18 protein-coding genes are annotated in these 19,426 nt (G+C 42.1%); 6 read left to right on the top strand and 12 right to left on the bottom strand.

What is annotated here, in order from left to right; genetic code table 11:
- Nucleotide 1 precedes the first annotated feature (1 nt).
- Entirely contained in the window at nt 2-1,705 is a 1,704-nt protein-coding gene (locus BMW98_RS06930; protein WP_090257777.1) for a hypothetical protein, read from the bottom strand.
- 233 nt (nt 1,706-1,938) lie between these two features.
- On the opposite strand from BMW98_RS06930, the gene BMW98_RS06935 reads away from it, so the two are divergent.
- Entirely contained in the window at nt 1,939-2,457 is a 519-nt protein-coding gene (locus BMW98_RS06935; RefSeq protein WP_121505237.1) for a YXWGXW repeat-containing protein, read from the top strand.
- 32 nt (nt 2,458-2,489) lie between these two features.
- Here the strand turns inward: BMW98_RS06935 and ytxJ are convergent, their stop codons facing one another.
- Both ytxJ and BMW98_RS06945 read right to left on the bottom strand, forming a co-directional pair.
- A complete protein-coding gene (ytxJ, locus tag BMW98_RS06940) occupies nt 2,490-2,870 on the bottom strand; it encodes a bacillithiol system redox-active protein YtxJ (protein ID WP_090257779.1) in 381 nt (126 codons plus the stop codon).
- A gap of 1 nt (nt 2,871) precedes the next feature.
- The gene (locus BMW98_RS06945) at nt 2,872-4,851 is read right to left on the bottom strand and encodes an alpha-ketoacid dehydrogenase subunit alpha/beta (protein ID WP_090257780.1); all 1,980 of its coding nucleotides are present in this window, start codon (nt 4,849-4,851) and stop codon (nt 2,872-2,874) included.
- A 93-nt stretch (nt 4,852-4,944) separates the two neighbouring features.
- On the opposite strand from BMW98_RS06945, the gene BMW98_RS06950 reads away from it, so the two are divergent.
- From BMW98_RS06950 to BMW98_RS06970, 5 genes are all read left to right on the top strand, one after another.
- Entirely contained in the window at nt 4,945-6,186 is a 1,242-nt protein-coding gene (locus BMW98_RS06950) for a M16 family metallopeptidase (RefSeq protein WP_090257781.1), read from the top strand.
- 2 nt (nt 6,187-6,188) lie between these two features.
- Nucleotides 6,189-6,671: a 2-C-methyl-D-erythritol 2,4-cyclodiphosphate synthase gene (ispF, locus tag BMW98_RS06955; protein ID WP_170836509.1), complete on the top strand. Its 483-nt coding sequence runs from the start codon at nt 6,189-6,191 to the stop codon at nt 6,669-6,671.
- Nucleotides 6,664-7,338 carry a tRNA (5-methylaminomethyl-2-thiouridine)(34)-methyltransferase MnmC2 gene (gene mnmC2, locus BMW98_RS06960; RefSeq protein WP_090257783.1) on the top strand — a complete coding sequence of 225 codons (675 nt, stop codon included), beginning with the start codon at nt 6,664-6,666 and terminating at the stop codon, nt 7,336-7,338. Before ispF ends, mnmC2 begins: the two co-directional genes overlap by 8 nt.
- A gap of 79 nt (nt 7,339-7,417) precedes the next feature.
- The gene (locus BMW98_RS06965; protein WP_090257784.1) at nt 7,418-7,801 is read left to right on the top strand and encodes a hypothetical protein; all 384 of its coding nucleotides are present in this window, start codon (nt 7,418-7,420) and stop codon (nt 7,799-7,801) included.
- A 10-nt stretch (nt 7,802-7,811) separates the two neighbouring features.
- On the top strand, nt 7,812-11,531 hold the full coding sequence (locus BMW98_RS06970; protein WP_090257785.1) for a T9SS type A sorting domain-containing protein: 3,720 nt from the start codon (nt 7,812-7,814) through the stop codon (nt 11,529-11,531).
- Here BMW98_RS06970 and BMW98_RS06975 read toward each other — a convergent pair.
- From BMW98_RS06975 to BMW98_RS07015, 9 genes are all read right to left on the bottom strand, one after another.
- The gene (locus tag BMW98_RS06975; RefSeq protein WP_090257786.1) at nt 11,528-12,097 is read right to left on the bottom strand and encodes a 5-formyltetrahydrofolate cyclo-ligase; all 570 of its coding nucleotides are present in this window, start codon (nt 12,095-12,097) and stop codon (nt 11,528-11,530) included. The two genes, BMW98_RS06970 and BMW98_RS06975, sit on opposite strands and share 4 nt — an antisense overlap.
- A complete protein-coding gene (gene bshC / locus BMW98_RS06980; protein ID WP_090257787.1) occupies nt 12,090-13,676 on the bottom strand; it encodes a bacillithiol biosynthesis cysteine-adding enzyme BshC in 1,587 nt (528 codons plus the stop codon). The genes BMW98_RS06975 and bshC overlap by 8 nt, the downstream gene beginning before the upstream one ends.
- Before the next feature lie 48 nt (nt 13,677-13,724).
- Nucleotides 13,725-15,038, bottom strand: coding sequence for a 30S ribosomal protein S12 methylthiotransferase RimO (gene rimO / locus BMW98_RS06985; protein WP_090257788.1), 1,314 nt, complete (start codon nt 15,036-15,038; stop codon nt 13,725-13,727).
- Between the two features lie 155 nt (nt 15,039-15,193).
- Nucleotides 15,194-15,454, bottom strand: a complete 261-nt coding sequence (locus BMW98_RS06990; protein WP_090257789.1) for a hypothetical protein — start codon at nt 15,452-15,454, stop codon at nt 15,194-15,196.
- Nucleotides 15,455-15,636: 182 nt separating this feature from the next.
- Nucleotides 15,637-16,590, bottom strand: coding sequence for a signal recognition particle-docking protein FtsY (ftsY, locus tag BMW98_RS06995; protein WP_090257790.1), 954 nt, complete (start codon nt 16,588-16,590; stop codon nt 15,637-15,639).
- Nucleotides 16,591-16,668: 78 nt separating this feature from the next.
- Nucleotides 16,669-16,824: a DUF4295 domain-containing protein gene (locus BMW98_RS07000; RefSeq protein WP_090257791.1), complete on the bottom strand. Its 156-nt coding sequence runs from the start codon at nt 16,822-16,824 to the stop codon at nt 16,669-16,671.
- 2 nt (nt 16,825-16,826) lie between these two features.
- Nucleotides 16,827-17,009 carry a 50S ribosomal protein L33 gene (rpmG, locus tag BMW98_RS07005; RefSeq protein ID WP_090257792.1) on the bottom strand — a complete coding sequence of 61 codons (183 nt, stop codon included), beginning with the start codon at nt 17,007-17,009 and terminating at the stop codon, nt 16,827-16,829.
- Between the two features lie 126 nt (nt 17,010-17,135).
- Nucleotides 17,136-18,380, bottom strand: coding sequence for an MFS transporter (locus BMW98_RS07010; protein ID WP_139177442.1), 1,245 nt, complete (start codon nt 18,378-18,380; stop codon nt 17,136-17,138).
- Between the two features lie 101 nt (nt 18,381-18,481).
- On the bottom strand, nt 18,482-19,312 hold the full coding sequence (locus BMW98_RS07015; protein ID WP_090257794.1) for a DUF6503 family protein: 831 nt from the start codon (nt 19,310-19,312) through the stop codon (nt 18,482-18,484).
- Nucleotides 19,313-19,426: the final 114 nt, after the last annotated feature.

Genomic DNA, 19,426 nt, shown 5'->3' on the forward strand with positions numbered 1-19,426 from the left:
CTTAACGGGAAATAATTGAGCTTCTTATTCTAGTAAAGGTCTCTGACTCGTTTAACGAAGCTGGTCGTGGTTGATCAATAGATTCAGCTACCTTGATTTTAATTGAGTTGTTATTGACAAGGTCAAAGATTCCTTTCATTCTACCTATTTCCATTCCCCCAGACATAAATATAAAATCAATATGCATGGGGGACTGGCTTTCGTCTATTTCGTAAACTAAGCTGTATTCGGCCCCTGTACTTTCGTCTATTGTATTAGCGCCACCTATAGAAACGTTGTCAGCTATAATCTCTGCAAATCCACTTCTTGAAAAAATGATTTTAGAGTTTTCGGTATTGCTTTTGAGGGACCAAGAGCCTACTAACCTCTGCTTTATGCTAGTTGGTTTGCTTAGTTGTGTTTGTGAAGAAGTGCCCTGTTTTTGAGATTTAGTACTGTAGTTAGCTCCAGAGTTTAAATAGGTTACTTCTAGGTAGTCTACTTGTAATGTGGAGTTTGGAGGCACCATAAGGCCTATTTTATTACTAGATACCGTATGCCCTTTGCGAGCAGAAATTAGAGTTTCATTAATGAAGTAGTAATAGATGTCACCAATCTTCCTTATTGTCATTTTGTTGAAGTCATCTGTGTTGATCAAATAAGAACTTGTAAAAGGGACAATTGGATTGTAACCCGAGCTTTCTAGTTTTGAGAGGACATACTTCCCTTCAGCAGTAAACCCAAAGTGATAAGACCCATCATCATTGTTGTTCCATGTTAGATCGTTCGAAGAGTTTTGTTTTCCATCAAGGTGCATCATTCTAGTTTCAATTTGCCAATCACGGCTCCAATCCATATCGTCTAAGGTGTGCGATATGCTATAAGCACTTTCATTAAGCGAAATCCAGTTTAGGTAACCATCGTGTACTCTCCCCATTCTTTCCCCTGGCGTATAGGGCTCCCAAGTACTGCTTGAAACATCAAAGTCTTCTCTATAAACAGCTTCTTTTTGAAAGGAGCCATTAATGTCATAATCTACATCGGCAGTGCTCACAGTGCTATAGTTTTTCTCTAAATAGGAAACCCGAATGTAGTCAACCTCGATTTTTGAGTTAGGGGGAACCATGAACCCGACATAGTCGCCTTTAGTCTGCTTATAATCAGAGCTACCTATGAATTGGTTGTTGAAGAAATAATAGTAGTTGGCGCGTACCTTTCTTACAGTAAGTTTATTGTAGTCTTCTTTATTGACATGATCAGAATAAGTGAAGTCAACAATTCTTTTATACTCATCAACATACTCCGATACATTGTATTTGCCATTACCTGTAAAGCCAAAATGCATATTGTTACTATTGCCACTTTCTCTATCCCATATAATGTCACTAGAAGATGTTTCTTTTCCATAGACTCTTCTGAGACGAACTTCTAACTCCCAGTCTTTATTCCAATCCATGCCATCAACCGTTGTGTATTTTGCATGAGCCTTGTCATTGAGTGATGTGTAAACCAAAGCGCCATATTCAATTTTACTTTGGCTTTTTCCGCTCAAATAGGTCTCCCAGCTTTCGTCAGGTTCGTCAAATTTTTCTTCATAAAAAGTATACCTGTCCGCATAGCCATAGTCTGAATAGGCTGATTGTGCTAAGGCGTTATTAGTTCCTATGTAAAGAAGAAGGGTAAGGAAAGAACATGTGATGGTTAAAAAGTTATTCTTGTTTTTCATGTCTAATACTGTTGTGCAGATTTACACAGTGTTATGAGGCTAATTTAAGATAATTAAGCCTTTATGTTTCTTAAATATGCCGAGATCTCTGCTGAGAAGAAAGATTGCATGGAGAGCAAGCTTGTGCTAAGTTTTGTGAATGAAGCATTTTTGGCACGGTAATGGAATTACCCCTAGTGAATTCAATTAATCGATAGGTCCGGACCTTGGATGGAAGCTTTAAATACAAGGTTATGAAAAAACGTATACTACTTATAGGAATCCTTTTGACTGGCTTTATGGCGCAAGACGCTTTGGCCCAAAGAGGAAAGAGAGATGATGATCGCGGAAGGGATAGAAGGGAAGATGTGAGAAGAGGAGACCGTAGAGACGATCATAAAGGCAAGAAGGGCAAGTTTACTCCTGTGAGAAACGATAGAGGGCACCGAAATGATAGGGTTTACCGTGGTCGTGATGATAGAAGAAGAGGTTGGAAGAACTACGGTAGATCAACTACAGTAAGTGCTCGAAGATACTACGATTACGACTTCCGAAGAGGGAAAAGAATTGTAGTTCGAAGAGGGGTAAGACCTTCTGGTCGTCACATTTGGGTTTCCGGACACTGGCGCTACGACCGCAGGTTGAGAAGAGATGTGTGGATTGGAGGTCATTGGTCGCTACAGAGGAGCTACCACCGCTGGGTACCCGCTCACTACGCTGTATTAGGCGGTGCGAATATTTGGGTAGAAGGTTGTTGGACCCGAGTGTACTGAATCAATAAAAACTCCGGCTAGCCGGAGTTTTTTTATGCCTGTTGTTTTATGGCTTCAGCCGAAATGCCCATGTGAGAGTTGTCGTATATCGCTCGCCCATTTTTTAGCAGTATTACTTGTGGCGACTCATGAAGCACGCCAAACTCCTGAACAATAGCGTTCGATACATCTCTGTATGCAATTAGGTCTAGGTAGTAGGAGCTAATATGCCCCATGTCAGCTGTCCAGCTGCGCTCTAAGCGGCTCAAAGTCATTCCGGAAATGCCACAACGAGTGCTGTGCTTATAAATAAGCACTGGTTTTTCATGACTTTCTTGCTTTAGCGCTTCGAGTTGCTCAATTGCTGTGAGTCGCTTCCATTCAACCGAAGCTGTTTCGGCTTTTTCAGCTTGCTTTTTCTTCCATCCGAACATACTAGTATTCGCTTAGTGATTTCAATTTTTCAAGAAGCCTTTTTTGAGGTAGAAAGTTTTCTTCCAGCGTTTTTGTAAAAGGTACCGGAGTGTCCAAACTTGCCTCACGCATTACCGGGGCATCCAACACTTCGAAACAATTTTCCGATATCCAAGCGGCTATTTCAGCACCTATACCGCCTGTAAGTGTGTCTTCGTGCAGTATAAGAACTTTGTTTGTTTTACTTACCGATTCCTTAACGGCTTCTTTGTCCCAAGGTAGCAAGGTTCTTAAATCTACGATGTCGGCAGTAATACCTTCTAATTGAGAAATTGCTTCTAGTGCCCAATGCACGCCCATACCATAAGTTACTATAGTCAGGTCGTTTCCTTCGCTGGCCAAGGCGGCCTTACCTACTTCCGTAGTGTAATAGTCGTCTGGAATTTCTTGCGTATGCGAACGATAGAGTGCTTTGTGCTCGAAGAATAAATAAGGGTTAGGGTCTTCTAAAGCTGCGTTTAAAAGTCCTTTTGCATCTTTTGCACTCGAAGGGTAAACAATCTTTAAACCAGGTACATGGAAAAACCAAGCCTCGTTCGATTGTGAGTGGAATGGCCCAGCACCAACTCCAGCACCAGTAGGCATGCGCACTACCACATCGGCATTTTGCCCCCAGCGATAATGTATTTTGGCCAGGTTGTTTACAATTTGGTTAAAGCCGCAAGTCACAAAGTCTGCAAACTGCATTTCTACCATGGCCTTGTAGCCATTAATACAAAGCCCCAATGCGGTACCGATAATGGCCGATTCACAGAGTGGAGTGTTGCGTACTCGGTCTTTGCCAAATTCATTAATAAACCCTTCGGTGATTTTGAAAACACCGCCATAGTCAGCAATGTCTTGCCCCATTAAAACCAAGTTGGGGTAGCGTTCCATGCTTTGCTTCAAGCCGTCTGAAATAGCATCAACAAAACGCTTTTCAGAAACAGTCTGGCTTTTAGGTACAACCACCTCTTGTTTAAATGGTGCAAAGAGGTCTTTCGTTTCGATTTGTGTATTTGCTGTTGGAATATTTTCGCTGTAGGCAGTTTCTAGTCCCTGTTCAATATCTGCTTTAACCTTGGTACGAATTTCTTGAATCAATTCTTCATTTAATACGCCCTGTTTAAGTAAGTAGGCTTCGTAATTCTCAACGGGGTCTTTTTTTGCCCATTTGTTCATTAAAGCTTTGGGTACGTATTTGGTGCCGCTGGCTTCTTCATGCCCTCGCATTCTAAAAGTGAGTGCTTCGATTATGATTGGTCTAGGTTCCTTTCTTACCTTTTCAACAGCATCTTTAATGGTGCGGTGTACCTCTAACAAGTTGTTGCCATCAATTTGTATGGCCTCTATGCCATAGCCCGGCCCTTTGTCGGTAAACTGTTTAAATCTGAATTGCTCGCTACTTGGGGTTGAAAGGCCATATCCGTTGTTTTCTATCACAAATATTACGGGTAAATCCCAAACCGCTGCTACGTTGAGGGCTTCGTGAAAATCACCTTCTGAACTAGCGCCATCTCCGGTGAAAACCAGTGTTGCCTTTTCTGCTTGCTTTAACTTATGCGCTAAGGCAATGCCATCGGCTAGCGCCATTTGTGGGCCAAGGTGAGAGATCATGCCCACTATATTATGCTCTGCCGAACCAAAATGGAAAGACCTGTCCCTGCCTTTGGTAAAGCCACTTAGTTTACCCTGAAATTGTGCGAATAGTCTGGCGTAAGGAATATTTCTACCCGTGAAAACGCCTAGGTTTCGGTGCATTGGTAAAATGTATTCATCGCTATTTAGGGCGTTTACCGCACCAACTGAAACAGCTTCTTGTCCAATGCCAGAAAACCATTTTGAAATTTTGCCTTGTCGTAGGAGAATGAGCATTTTTTCCTCAATCATTCGAGGGCGAAGAATCTGCTCATAAAGGAATAATAGGTCTTCGTTTGAGTATCCGGTTTTGTTAAAACGCATGTATTTGTGCCATAGGTATCGAGCAAAAATAAAGTAAAGCCACAAAGTCAGAAATTAAAGGGCATAATTTTTAATTTAGCGCTCCATAAGCATATGGTGGAATTCGAGAGATTTGTACTAGACAATGGCCTAAAAGTGATCGTTCACGAAGATCACTCAGCTCCAATAGCTGTTGTTAATTTACTCTATCAGGTAGGAGCGAGAGATGAAAACGAAGAGAAAACGGGCTTTGCTCACCTTTTTGAGCATTTGATGTTTGGCGGTTCAAAACACATACCTTCTTATGACGAACCGTTGCAGAAGGTAGGTGGAGATAACAACGCCTTTACTTCAAACGATATAACCAACTACTACATCACGTTGCCTTCTGCCAACATAGAAACAGCCTTTTGGCTAGAGTCTGACAGAATGTTGAGCCTTTCTTTCGATCCAGAAGTGCTGGAGGTGCAGCGATCGGTGGTGATAGAAGAGTTTAAGCAGCGTTACTTAAATCAGCCTTATGGCGATGCATGGCTTAAGCTAAGGCCGCTGGCTTACCAAAAGCACCCATACAAATGGAATACCATTGGTAAAGAAATAGCCCACATTGAAGAGGCTACTATGGAAGATGTTAAGGACTTCTTCTTTAACTGGTATGTGCCGAATAACGCGATTTTGGTAGTAGGTGGAGATGTTACGGTTGACCAGGTTAAGGCGTTGGCCGAAAAATGGTTTGGGCCAATTCCTGCAAGAGAAATTGAAACGCGTGCATTGCCGAAAGAGCCTAGGCAGGAGGAGTACCGTAGCTTAGATGTGGAGGAGGATGTTCCGCTAGATTCTCTCTATATGACTTTCCATATGTGTGGTAGAAATGATAAAGCTTATCATGCTACTGACTTGCTGAGCGATATTTTGGGAAGAGGGAAGTCGAGTAGGTTGTATAAGCGCTTGGTTGACGAGGATAAAGTTTTTAGCTCCATAAGTGCTTATGTTACTGGTTCTATCGATCCTGGTTTGCTCACTATTCACGGAAAAGTAAATAGCGAATTTAACCTCGCACAGGCGGAAGGAGCTGTTTGGAAAGTGTTGGACGACTTTATGGACGAGCGAATTACTGCTGAAGAACTTGAGAAGGTTAAAAACAAAGCGGAGTCTACGCAGGTTTTTTCTGAAATGGAATTGTTGAATAGGGCAATGAATTTAGCTTATGCCGAAATGTTGGGCGATGCTGACTTGGCTAACCAAGAAGCTGCTAAAATTCGTGCAGTTTCGATAGAAGATATTAGAGCAGTAGCCAAAGAAGTAATTAGAAAAACGAATGCCTCAGTATTGAGGTATCACGCAAAGCAAAAGTAATCATGAAGATAAGAGTAGGTTTCGGCTACGATGTACACAAATTAGAAGCAGGAGAAGATTTTTGGCTTGGCGGAATTAAGGTGCCACATACGCATGGAGCGGTTGGCCATTCCGATGCTGATGTGCTCATTCATGTGATTTGTGATGCACTTTTAGGCGCTGCCAACTTGCGTGATATTGGCTTTCATTTTTCGGATAAAGACCCAAAATACAAGGGTATAGATAGCAAGATTTTGTTGAAAGACGTGGTAAAGCTAATAACCGAGAGAGGTTTTGAAATCGGTAACATAGACTCTACCATTTGCTTGCAGCAGCCTAAGGTTAATCCTCACATTCCGGCTATGAAAACTTGCCTGGCGGAAGTAATGGGAATTGATGAAGAAGACCTTTCTATAAAAGCTACAACAACCGAAAAACTAGGTTTTGTAGGCAAAGAGGAAGGTGTGGCTGCTTATGCTACGGTGCTAATTCAAAAGCATGCCTGATATCCGCATTATAGAGACCAGTGATGGTTCGCAGTCGCTTTATCGCAAAGATTTGAATGAAACCTATCATTCAACGCATGGCGCTATTACCGAGTCTCAGTACGTTTTTATTCAACACGGTTTAGATTTTCATTCTGAACAAGGAAGAGAGTCCATTTCTATATTGGAAGTTGGCTTTGGCACAGGGTTAAATGCGCTTTTAACACTGGATTGGGCTAAATCTCACGAGCAGAAAATAACATATAGCACTTTGGAGCCGATTCCGTTGGCTGCCGACATTTACACACAACTGAATTATCACGAGCTTATTAATGGTTCGGTAAATCAAGCAGATCTTAAGCATTTGCACGAGGCAGAATGGGAGCAGGAACATCAGCTTACCGACAATTTCACGTTTTTTAAAACGCAGTCTAAACTCCAAGACTTTCAGTCGGAAAAAGACTTTGACCTAGTTTATTACGATGCATTTGCCCCAAGCAAACAGGCTGAAATGTGGGACTATGACGTGTTGGAGAAAACGGCTGACCTAATGGCCGAAGGAGCCGTTTTGGTTACTTATTGCGCAAGGGGGCAGTTTAAAAGAGATTTGGCTGCTTTAGGTCTGACGGTGGAAACCCTAAAAGGCCCTCCGGGAAAAAAGGAGATGGTTAGGGGAGTGAAGCAGTAAAACGTAATTCATTCATAACGATTTGTCCTTGGTTCAATCAAGTCTATTAATTGTATATTCGCTTATCTAATCTATTCCTATGGTGGCTAAAGCAATCAAGGTAGTTCTTATAGCAGTTTCTTTGGCTGTTTTTGTGGGATGTAAATCCGCACAGAAATTTCCAGTAAATGAAAATGGCGTAATTATGGCTACTCAAAATAGTATTCCGAAATCGGCTGTTCGTTTAATGGGCGAAATAATTGATTTGAAAGAGCAAAGTGAAACAAAAAAGTTCTACTTGTTTAGGGTGACAGAAGTAGTCGCAAAGGGTGGTACTTTCGGAACAGTTTTGCCTAGTAAAGGAGAAGTGGTTGTACTAGCTGTTTCCGATTTGACTAAATTCAAAAACGGAGATAGGTTAATGGTTGATGCCGTTACGCCATTAATGAAAGAAGGTGATTTGCTTTCCATTTCAATGCTTTAAAAGTTGTTAGATGAATAAGAGAAAGCGTTTAATTCTGCCGCCACTAGTAGTTTTGGGTTTAGTGGTATTTGCCATTGTACATCATTTTAATGGCCCCAGTTTTTACACTAAATCTCCTCTCAAATTAAGTTTTGCTGCTCCTGAAGAGCGAGAAGAGTTTGAACACGAAGAAGGTACGGAAAGCGAGAACCCAAGAAAGCGGTTTCTGTATGAGTTTAATAAGCTGAAAGATCCCAAAACAGGGTTGATACCTGAAGGGATTAGGACAAAGGAGCTTCATTATATAGAAACTAGTTTTAGAGAGACCCTGCCACTGCCAAGCAAGGCCAATGGTGTGGGCTTGCCTGGGGCTGCTAACTTAGAACAAATGACCGCTTCTGCCTTTTATAACAGAGGGCCATTTAATGTGGGAGGTAGAACAAGAGCCTTAGCTTTCGATATTAATAATGAAAATATTCTTTTGGCAGGAGGGATTTCAGGAGGTGTTTGGCGTAGTACAAATCAAGGCGAAAGCTGGACAAGAGCGAGTAAGCTCGATCAGCACCCCGCAGTATCGGCCATTATTCAAGATCAACGAGATGGCCACACAAATGAATGGTATTATGCAACAGGAGAACGTAGCGGGAACTCTGCAAACATAGAAAGCTCAAGTTTTTACAGGGGTAACGGTATTTATAAGTCTGTAGATAATGGGGTTACTTGGAGTTTGATATCTGCTACAGCTCAGCCGGGAACTTCTGGGACTGACGTGGTCAGAAATTTTGGGTCTTTTACTTTGGTAGATGAGTTGGCAATTGACTTCTCCAATGCTGCGGGAACGGAGATTTATGCCGCAGGTTTAGGCAAAATCATTCGTAGCACTGATGGTTTTCAAACTTTCAATACAGTGTTGGGGGCTAATAACGAAATAAGCAACATGGCCGATGTTGTAGTAAGTAGCACGGGTAAAGTTTTTGCAACTATTGGTAACCAATTTGACAATGGAGGTGCCGGGCAAGAAGGCGTTTTTATGTCTGATGATGGTATTAGCTGGACTGAAATTACACCTGATACTGGGTTTGATGAGGAGTTGAGAATGGAACTCTCCATTGATCCACAGAATGAAGATTTTGTTTGGCTATTGGGTGGTGATAAAATTATGCGCTACACAGTGTCTACTGACACTTGGACAAATAGGACTAGCGGCTTGGGTTTTTCTACCAACGTAAGGAGTGGCTATAACCCGCAAGGTGGCTATGATATGTATGTGAAAGTTCACCCTGATAATAGTGAGACAGTATTTGTGGGGGGGACGAATATGTTAAGGTCAACTAACGCTTTTAGCAATTCATTAGAGCGAGATCAGATTGCAGGCTATGGTAACACGTCTAATGGTTTTTACCCCAACCATCACCCCGATCAGCACGTGCTAACCTTTCTTAACTCCAATAGCTCGGGCGCATTATCGGGTAGCGATGGAGGTGTACATATCACAAGCGATATTCTTGCTGATGACGGCACTCAGTTTCCTGTTACTTGGCAATCGCTTAATAACGGATACCTCACCACACAATTCTATCACGTTTCTTTAAATAGATGGAACCTTAGGGATCCAATTCTATTCGGAGGTTTGCAGGATAATGGTACTTACTTAACGGACTCAGAGGCGTCAAATGCTACTTGGTCGTTTATTGATGGTGGAGATGGTGCAAACACGGCTTATACATACAGTGGTATTTTCACCTCTGTACAGAATGGGAGAATAATCAGAACTCCTATTGTAGATAATAATGTAGATTTCAACAACTTCTTCAATGTTAGCCCAATTGTCGATTCGGAAGAACGCGAAGAGAATTTCTTGTTCATCAACCCATATACGTATAATCCGGTACGGCCTGACCAGTTTTTTGTAGCAGCACGTGAAAAAGTCTTCTACACAAACGATGTGAGGGAGAACCCTAGTGAAGGAGAGTGGAGTGAAATAACAAGTACCGCACTGAACGGTAGTGCCGACCAAATAACAGCTTTTGGCATCTCTGTGGACTCAGAAGAAGAGGTTCTATTCTTTGGGACCGATAGCGGGCAGGTGTTTAAGTTGACAGACCTTCAAAGCTTAAGTGGTAATGTTTCTGCTTCCAAAGTGGGGTCTCTGGATTTACCCACTGGCTATGTTACTGGTATTGCGGTAAACCCGAAGGATGGCGACCATGTAATTGTAACTTACTCCAATTATGGAATTGTAAGTATTTGGGAGTCTACAGATGGAGGTGACAACTGGAGCAGTATTTCAGGTAACCTGGAAGAAAACCCAGATGGCTCTGGTGCTGGCCCGTCTATTCGTTCAGTAGAAATTATGCCTGATGGCAATGGTGGAAGCTACTACTTTGTGGGTACTTCTGTGGGGTTATTCATGACACAAACACTTGATGGTGACAATACCATTTGGGAACAACAAGGTGCCGATGTAATCGGTAATGTAGTGGTTAGCTCAATCGCTATTCGCCCTATTGAAGGTCGTGTTGTGGCGGCAACACATGGTAACGGTGTTTTTCAAGGAAATTATGATGTGGGCTTAAACCCAGAAATCTTTTGTGCCGTAGAAAATGGTGGGCAAGAATTTGTGCTTAGTGCAAATGGGTCTTTAGATGCAAACACGCCTTTCGCTTACCAGTGGATAAAGAACGGAGAACCAATTGACGGTGCTAATAACAGCGAACTTACCGTTACGGAAGGAGGAAACTACCAAGTACGTCTGTTTATATCTCAAACTGAAAGTGCCTTATCGAATACTGTATTTGTTAACCTGGATAGTGAGGCCCCAGTGCTTAACTCAATTGCCCGATTGCTACCCCTAGAAGAAGAGACCTCGGCAAGTTCGGTGCTGTTCGAACTTACTTTCTCTGAGAATGTGATCAATGTCGATGTTTCGGATTTTGAGGTGGGCGGAGATGTTAGCGGAACAATTGCTGAAGTTACGGAACTTTCATCTTCAACTTACTTGGTGGATGTGTCCAATATTGGTGGTGCTGGCTTGCTCGATTTGAACCTTTCATCAGCAATGAATATTACTGACGAAGCGGGTAATGATTTGAGTACAGCGATTGTGTCTGAAGAAACTTACACAGTGGTAGATGTTGTTGGTCCAACCGCTGCTATTTCCAGGTTGAGCCCTGCGAACGAAATTACTAACCAAGCGGAAGTTACTTTTCAAGTAGCTTTTAACGAGCCTGTAGTGAATGTTACTTTGGATGATTTCGAACTGTCAATTGGCTCGGTAGCAGCTAATTTGAGTGCAATAAATGAGGTCACCGCGGGCAGAATTTTTTCTATAGAGGTAACCGAGATTGAAGAGGATGGCCTGATAGATTTAGATATTCTGATTACAGGAGATATTGAGGATGCCTCAGGCAATGGTTTTGCTGGAACTATTACTTCGGAAGAGACTTATACCATCGAAAATATCATTACCTCAATTGAGGAAGATCCAAGTTATGTAGGTGATGTTTTGGCTGGGCCAAACCCTTCTACAGGTATTTTTGAACTGACTTTCCCGAGTTATTTTTCTGGAGATTTTTCATTGGTAATAGTAGGGTTGAATGGCCAAAAAGTAACGGATTTAGATATTGAGAGCCATGTTGCTGGTGAAGCTGTGGAAGTTGATATTACTAATTCACCTGATGGTGTATATATGCTTAGAGCAGAGAAGAACGGGAAGTTTGCTTCAGTAAAACTTCTAAAACAAAGCCGTTAGAATTTGTCAAACCCTAGGTGACTCAATACCATATTTAGAGGTATGTCATGTGGTTCAACGTAATCTAGGTTGTCGAGTGGAGGGGCTAGTGAAACACCAAGTTTGAGGCAGTTGGGGCGACATTCCGAAAGGAATTTGTCGTAAAATCCTCCGCCATAACCAATGCGGTAGCCTTTTGTATCAAAACAAAGTAACGGAACCAGCACCAAGTCGAAGGTTGAGGCTTCGAAAGTGTCATTGTTGGTAGGTTCTGAAATCCCCCATTTGTTTACCAATAGCTCGGTTTTGGAGTGCATTAAATGATGAGAGAGTACAGGTTTTTTACGCGTTTTAGGAACGTAAACCTTATGTTCTTTAGAGAGCAGTAGGTGCTCAAAAATACCCCAAGTATTCACCTCTTTCTGGCTTTCCATGCTAAGAAAAATATGAATGTTTTTAAATTCTGGGTGTTTGGCAAGAAACTGTAAAAGCTGTTGCTCAATGACCGAACAGCGCCTTTTATACTCATTAGGGGTGAGTAGTTTTCGTTTTTCTAGGTAAAGGTTTCTAAGTGTTTCCTTATTCATTGGCACTGATTAGGTGGAAGCGATAATCGAACGGATCGAATGCTTCCATGCATCGTGCAATAAAGTTAGGGTCATTTAGGTAGAAATTAAGGAAGTTGTCCTTTCTTTCTTGAGGAGCTCCACCCGGAAACAGGGCTTCTTTTACAGCGTAAATTCTGTTTACCAATACTTCCTGATTTCTTCGCTCGGCCTTTAGTAGTTTTTTTTCAATCTTCTCTAGCGATTTTTCTGCCTTTCGGTGTTCTGCCCAAATCAATCGCTCTAATGTTGTATCGATTTTCTCTGCTTGCTGGTGGGCATCTTTAAAAATTTGCTGAATGCGTCTTTTCTCTTCGTCCAAATCGAGTGAATAAGTCGATTGTTCAACTACTTTTTCATTCACCAAATCTTGGTCGTTCTTAAAGAGTTCTTCAAAGCTGAGGCCTAGCTGTTCTATTTTGCGCTGAATTGGAGCGGTTATAATACCGGCAAAGTTTCTTGGCATTAAGAGCGGGAAGGCAGTTTCGAAATTATCGAAAATGCCCTTTAGCTGGAGCCAATAGACCAACTCGGAAGGCCCGCCAACATAAGCTAAGTTGGGTAGTGAGAACTCCTGATAAAGTGGTCTGAGTACTACATTTGGGCTAAACCGCTCGGGATGATGTGCGATTTCTACCTTCATTTCCTCTTTGGTGAAAAGGATGTCGGTATCTAAAACAGCAAACTTGTCCCCTTCTTCAACTATTCGGCTTCTCACATCATCCTTAAGGTAAAAGAAGTTTATCTCACGCGGATGAACTTGTGTTCCGTATCCGAGTTGCTCTAGTTTTTCTGTTACCGTTATTGCTTTTTGCTGAGGCGTGTGCTCAAAAATATCACTTTCAATAACTGGCTGAAAGAGCTTTTTCAATCGGCTATCATCAGCGTCAACCACTACCAAACCATAATCGCCAAATAGATGATTCACGTAATAGCGAACGGCCTCAGCTAAGGTTTTATGCTTTAAATAGGCAGTTCGGAAAAATTCCGGCAGACCTAAAAAATCATCGAAAATATGTTTGATCGACTTGGTTTCGAAGCGTCCAACCGCACCTGTTTGATTAGTTTGCCACTCAAACTTTTTGCCACCATATCGGAAGTAAGAGATTTCCTCAAAGTCGTGATCCTCACTGGCCATCCAATACACTGGTACAAAGTCGCAGTCAGGCCTAAGTGTTTTAAGCTCCTCACAAGCGCGAATTACTGTTACGATTTTGTAGATAAAGTAAAGCGGTCCGGTAAAGATGTTGAGCTGGTGGCCTGTAGTGATGGTGTAAGTATTACCCGATTTTAGCGCTTCAAGGTTGGCCTCAAGCCTTTCACTCTTTTCTGTTTTGCTGTACTGTTCAATCAGTACTTGGTGCAAAACCGAGCGGTGCGCATCAGGAAAGTCCCTGTTTTCAATTTGAGCGAGTAAATTCTCTGTTGTAGGCAATCCATTATGGAAACCCTTTAAGCTTTCAGCGCCTTGAATGTAATCGAGAAAGAACCTGGAAAAACTGTTTGTTTGCTCGAATGGTATTTTTGAAAGTAAACAGGCAGGTTTTTCCAGAGTGCTCATGCAGTTAATATAGGTTTTTTTGGTTTGGCTTATAGGTAAACTTATTTGTTAGGCAACAGGTTCACCATAAAGGTCAAATTCCGTAGCATCATTAATTTTGATGTCGGCAAAGTCCCCAACTCTCAGATAATGTTTCGATGCATCAATTAGCACTTCGTTGTCTACCTCAGGGCTGTCATGCTCTGTTCTTCCAACAAAGTTCCCACTTTCCTTTCGGTCAATCAGTACCTTAAAGGTTTTGCCAATTTTTGCATCGTTTATCTCACGGGAAATGCCCTCCTGAACATCCATTACGATGTTGGCGCGCTCTTGTTTCACTTCATCGGGTACATTGTCTTCCATACTAAAGGCATGGGTGTTTTCTTCATGCGAATAATTGAAGATTCCAAGTCGGTCGAAGCGGGTTTTCTCTACAAAGTCAACCATGTCTTCAAAATCGGCTTCTGTTTCACCCGGGTGGCCTGCAATCAAAGTTGTTCTAATGCCAATATCCGGCACACGCATGCGCATTTCTTGCAGTAGAGCCTCAGTTTTTTCTCTTGTAGTTCCTCTACGCATAAGTTTTAGCATTTTGGTAGAACCATGCTGAAGCGGAATATCAAGATAGTTGCAGATGTTGTCGCGCTCGGCCATCACATCTAGAACGTCCATCGGAAAACCTGTTGGAAAAGCATAGTGCAGACGAATCCAATCAATGCCTTCCACATCGGAAAGGTTGCGCATTAGGTCGGCCAGGTTACGTTTTTTGTAAAGGTCTAGCCCGTAGTAAGTAGAGTCTTGTGCGATCAACAAAAGCTCTTTGGTGCCGTTTTTCGCTAGGTTTTGTGCTTCTTTTACCAACTCTTCGATTGGGCGAGAAACATGCCCGCCACGCATTAATGGAATTGCACAGAATGAACAAGGTCTATCGCAGCCTTCTGCTATTTTTAGGTATGAATAATGACTGTTTGTTGTAGTTAGGCGCTCACCAATAAGCTCATGCTTATAGTCTGCTTTGAACTTTTTCAGAATGGCAGGTAAATCTCTTGTGCCGAAAAAGGCATCTACTTGAGGGATTTCCCTTTCTAAGTCGTCCTTATAGCGTTGTGAAAGACAGCCAGAAACGTAGATCTTTTCTACCAAACCTTCTTCTTTGGCATCAACGTAGCGAAGAATAGTGTCGACAGACTCTTGCTTGGCATTGTCGATAAACCCGCAGGTGTTAATGATTACTACGTTGGAGTCGTCATTCTGCGCCTCGTGTGTAGTGTCAATGCCATTACCTCGCAACTGGGTGAGCATAACTTCTGAATCCACCAAGTTTTTTGAACAACCTAGTGTTACAATGTTCACCTTCGTTTTTTGATTTCCCTTCGCCTTCATACCGAGTTAATTAGTCCGCAAAGGTAGTGAAAATGACGGAAGACAGAAGCTTGAAAATAGAAGTACCGATTATTAATAGTTAAACTTTCAAAGCAGGCTATAGCAGCTTTCCTTTGATTGGTAAATGATTGGTTGCCAGAAGAAACCAGCTTGTTCTATACTCTTTTCTTTCTAAAAGTAATTGGTACCAGTTCGTCTGTCGGCATACCGATTTGGTAGAGCTCCCAAGCTGGATCATATTTAGAAAGGATTTGGCGGATGCAGTCTACGCGGTCATCGCTTGGGTTTTCGCAATCAGCCCAGTAGAATACTTCAACCCTGTAGTTGTACGATTTTTTCTGGCCGTTAACTTTTACTTCTACTTCAATGTCTTGTTCGCCAGTGATTTGCGGAATTTGAATGGCTATTGCGCTCATAAGTTTGTTCGTTAATGTACAAATGTTTTCTATCCGTTAAATAGTTAACAAGATAGGTGCCATTTATTTAACTAACTGACTTACAGTGTGTATGGTTTTAGGGCCAACCAAAATTGACCGATTGAGCACAGGGAAATGTACGGTAATGAGCAGGTTTTTGCCTGATAATCAGTTGCTAAGAATTACTTCTTAAACAACGAATCCACAAATTCAGCCTTGTTGAAAACCTGTAGGTCTTCTACTTTTTCACCAACGCCAATATATTTTACTGGTATTTTGAATTGATCGGAAATTCCGATAACAACTCCGCCTTTGGCGGTTCCGTCTAGCTTGGTAATGGCCAATGCGGAAACATCGGTGGCTTTGGTGAATTCTTTGGCCTGAATAAAAGCGTTTTGGCCTGTAGAGCCATCGAGTACTAAAAGGATTTCGTGAGGTGCCTCAGGAATGAACTTTTGCATTACACGCTTGATCTTGCTCAGCTCGTTCATCAGGTTTACTTTGGTGTGCAAACGACCCGCGGTGTCTACAATTACCAAATCGGCACCAGTTTCTACACCTTGTTTTACTGCATCGAAAGCAACAGCGCTAGGATCGGTGTTCATACCGTGAGCTATTACTGGCACGCCAACGCGTTCACCCCATAGTTTCAGTTGGTCTACTGCTGCAGCGCGAAAAGTATCGGCAGCGCCAAGTACAACCGATTTGCCTTTGCCTTTAAATTGTGCAGCTAGTTTACCAATGGTAGTGGTTTTACCCACGCCATTTACGCCTACTACTAAAATTACGTGTGGTCTGTGACCTTCCGGTAATTTAAAGTCAGCTAGGTCTTCGGTGTTGTTCTCGGTAAGTAGCTCAGCAATTTCTTCGCGCAAAATCTGATCGAGCTCAGATGTGCCCATGTATTTATCGCGGGCAACGCGTTCTTCAATGCGCTGAATCACCTTAACGGTGGTTTCTACCCCTACATCAGAGGTTATAAGGATCTCTTCGAGTTCGTCCAAAACCTCATCGTCTACCTTCGATTTACCGGCAACTGCGCGGCCTAATTTACCGAAGAAGCTTTCCTTGGTTTTTTCTAACCCTTTGTCGAGCGACTCTTTTTTGTCTTTCGAGAATAATCCAAACAGTGCCATATGCGAGGTGAGTTAAGGTATGGTAACAAAAAAGTCCCTAAAGAGGGACTTTAATATATTACTTAAAATGGTAATTTCTTATTTATCGGTTAAAACAGATTTAACCATATCTTCAGTAACCATTTCCTCCTTGAAGGTGTAAGCCCCTGTTTTTGGAGACCTAACCGCCTTGATCACTTTGGCGTATTTTACACCACCTTCTTTCTTCAGGGTTGCAACTACCTTCTTAGCCATAATTACTTAATTTCTTTGTGAATAGTATATTTCTTAAGGATTGGGTTGTATTTCTTCAACTCCAAACGCTCTGTTGTGTTCTTTCTGTTCTTTGTAGTGATATAACGAGAAGTTCCGGGCTTACCGCTTTCTTTGTGCTCTGTGCACTCTAAAATCACTTGAACTCTATTGCCTTTCTTAGCCATTTCTCTATGCTTTCAAAATTCGGACTGCAAATATACGAATGGGATTTTGATATTAAAACCCCGAGCAGAAAATTTATTGAAAATAAATTGCCTGTTGGTCAGAGTCTTATCTAACGCAATGGTTCTTTAAATAGTTTCGGCAGTTTCTTTTTTAAATAGTTGAGCTGCAATTAGCCCTATTAAGCCAAAAACGCTCAGTACTGCAAACAAATATTGGTGTCCCAAAGCACCTGGATTATTGTCGAGTATTACGCCCATTAGTGGGCCCATAAAAACATCGGGCGTGTAGCCTACTACCGAGATAAAACCAATGGCTGCTCCGGTATAAGTGAGCGGAATTTGAGACTCTTGAAACAGTGCGTAATACAAACCACGAAGCGCATAAATGCCCAGACTGGTGGAAGCAATGCTGATGGCCACAAAGGCGAAAGCAGTATGTTGTAAAATGCCGGTGGCAATGATTATGGCACCGAGTATCATAATAATAAAGGCATACTTTACCACTTGTGAGTGAATCAGTCTATCCCCCAGGTAACCCGCTAAGATTGCAGCTATTGGTCGCATCCAGAAGGAAATAGTGGCAATATGTGCCGAAGTCACATCGTCATAGCCAAAGGTGTCTTGCGCATAAAGACCGAAGTCATCGGTGCATTTATAGCCCACATAAGCGCACAAGAGTATAATGGACTGTAGCCGCACAGAGCGATGCTTTAGTGCTTGCCTCACGCCTTTAAGAGAAAGTTTGTCGGAAGGGGTACTGTCTGTTTCAGATGGAATAACCCACCAAACTAAGACAGCACAGAGTATTACTATAGCTGTAAAGCAAAGAATGATTTTGCTAAGTGCATTGGAGAGGTTAGCAGCAGTGGCAACCTCAGCCGAAACTGGCAAAAAGGCATCGAGCAAGAATACTGAGCCGCTGGCAACTAAGGCTGCTACAAAGCCACGCCCTCCATCAACCAAACCATGCGATTTTCCTTGGGCGTTTTCTCCACCAAATTGGCGAATACCTTTTATGTAGGCAGACCAAAAGAAGAGGATGGTGCTGAAGCCCCAGAAACCATAAAGCAGTGTAAGTGTGGTAAGCGATGGAATGGTTGCCATTGAGAAGCCAGCTGCAGCAGTGGCCAAAAGTGAAAATATTAGGAGCTTTTTTGGAGGGAACCTGTCCGCTAAAGGGCCACCCAAGAAGTAAGAGACCATAGCAACTGTGCCATAAACCGAAAAGGCTGTACCTAATTGGAGATTGTCGATACCTAAAGCTGTGAGAAAAGTTGGTCGAAACACCCGTGTAACCACAAATGGTAGGAGAAAAATGCTTTCTCCAATAATCATTAGTGTGACAAGTATTGTGGCTTGCTTTAACTTCAAAACGCAGGCTTGAAGTTAAAGGATTATTTGGGAATGGGCAGCAAGCTTAAGCTATGTTTGATTCTTCCCCTGTATCAACTGACAACAGGAATAGCTGATTCTTACTTTTTAAAATCAGCTATTTCCAGGCCATTATCGAACTGTATGTTAGTCCAGTTTACGGTAATCCAAGGGGCATCTGTAACAGTGGCATTCCAGTCCGATGGTTTGTATTTGCGCTTTGTTGGAATTAGCATATCGGCTACTGGCTCATAGGTCAGCTGCATCAGGTAAGGCTCTTCTATCACACCAAAATCGGCCACGGTAAAAAGGAATTGATCGACTAAACTGGTTTCCTTATTAATGTAAAGTTGATAGGTGTCTGTTACCTTATCGCCTACTTGGTCAAAGGTTATTTTTACCACATTGTAGTTGTTACTTTCAATGCTTTGTTCGCCAATAAATTCATAGTTCAAGCCTGGGTCTAATAATTTTTGAAACATGGCGAACCAATAGAAGTTGGTAGGTCTGTTAAAAGCGACCCGTTTTAAGGCTGTAGTGTCAGTTAGTAATTTCCCATTATGCTTTAGCCAAAAAGTTTGCCCGTCATAGCCTTGCTCAATTGGGCCGTTTAGTTCAGGTAAAGTGCGTTCGTGTTGTTGATATAGGCCATACGATAGTTCACCATCAAAAATGTACTTTTCCGTAGAGATATCAGACTTGCCATCGGGCGTGGTGTAGGTATAAGTGTATGTTACGTCCTTTTTACTGGCCAAGGTTTGGTAATCGCCTACCTTTTTCACCATGTGATAAACCAATTCGTGCCCTTTGTTTTCAAAACTTGGTGATTGGTTTGTATTGGTGTCTTGTGTTGTTTTTTCACCGCAAGAATAAAGCAAAAAGATTGCTAGAGTGAGGAGAGTGTAGAGGGTAGGTTTTTGCGTAATTTTCATTTTGCAAGGGTAATAATAAAGTGGCTTGTAGCTAAGGTTCTATGGCTTTCTGTACAACAAAAGGTCAGCTGAAAGTCATTAATCAATGTCACAAGGTTTGCTTGCTCCATTATA

The sequence above is a fragment of the Roseivirga pacifica genome, assembly GCF_900111145.1.
In the GTDB taxonomy this organism is placed as follows: Bacteria; Bacteroidota; Bacteroidia; order Cytophagales; family Cyclobacteriaceae; genus Roseivirga; species Roseivirga pacifica.

Coding starts and splice junctions, on each gene's coding strand:
- BMW98_RS06930 (WP_090257777.1), bottom strand. CDS start 1,705: ATGAAAAACAAGAATAACTTTTTAACCATCACATGTTCTTTCCTTACC.
- BMW98_RS07015 (WP_090257794.1), bottom strand. CDS start 19,312: ATGAAAATTACGCAAAAACCTACCCTCTACACTCTCCTCACTCTAGCA.
- rimO (WP_090257788.1), bottom strand. CDS start 15,038: ATGAAGGCGAAGGGAAATCAAAAAACGAAGGTGAACATTGTAACACTA.
- rpmG (WP_090257792.1), bottom strand. CDS start 17,009: ATGGCTAAGAAAGGCAATAGAGTTCAAGTGATTTTAGAGTGCACAGAG.
- BMW98_RS06965 (WP_090257784.1), top strand. CDS start 7,418: ATGGTGGCTAAAGCAATCAAGGTAGTTCTTATAGCAGTTTCTTTGGCT.
- BMW98_RS06970 (WP_090257785.1), top strand. CDS start 7,812: ATGAATAAGAGAAAGCGTTTAATTCTGCCGCCACTAGTAGTTTTGGGT.
- ytxJ (WP_090257779.1), bottom strand. CDS start 2,870: ATGTTCGGATGGAAGAAAAAGCAAGCTGAAAAAGCCGAAACAGCTTCG.
- ispF (WP_170836509.1), top strand. CDS start 6,189: ATGAAGATAAGAGTAGGTTTCGGCTACGATGTACACAAATTAGAAGCA.
- BMW98_RS06950 (WP_090257781.1), top strand. CDS start 4,945: ATGGTGGAATTCGAGAGATTTGTACTAGACAATGGCCTAAAAGTGATC.
- BMW98_RS07000 (WP_090257791.1), bottom strand. CDS start 16,824: ATGGCTAAGAAGGTAGTTGCAACCCTGAAGAAAGAAGGTGGTGTAAAA.
- BMW98_RS06935 (WP_121505237.1), top strand. CDS start 1,939: ATGAAAAAACGTATACTACTTATAGGAATCCTTTTGACTGGCTTTATG.
- mnmC2 (WP_090257783.1), top strand. CDS start 6,664: ATGCCTGATATCCGCATTATAGAGACCAGTGATGGTTCGCAGTCGCTT.
- BMW98_RS06975 (WP_090257786.1), bottom strand. CDS start 12,097: ATGAATAAGGAAACACTTAGAAACCTTTACCTAGAAAAACGAAAACTA.
- BMW98_RS06990 (WP_090257789.1), bottom strand. CDS start 15,454: ATGAGCGCAATAGCCATTCAAATTCCGCAAATCACTGGCGAACAAGAC.
- ftsY (WP_090257790.1), bottom strand. CDS start 16,590: ATGGCACTGTTTGGATTATTCTCGAAAGACAAAAAAGAGTCGCTCGAC.
- BMW98_RS06945 (WP_090257780.1), bottom strand. CDS start 4,851: ATGCGTTTTAACAAAACCGGATACTCAAACGAAGACCTATTATTCCTT.
- bshC (WP_090257787.1), bottom strand. CDS start 13,676: ATGAGCACTCTGGAAAAACCTGCCTGTTTACTTTCAAAAATACCATTC.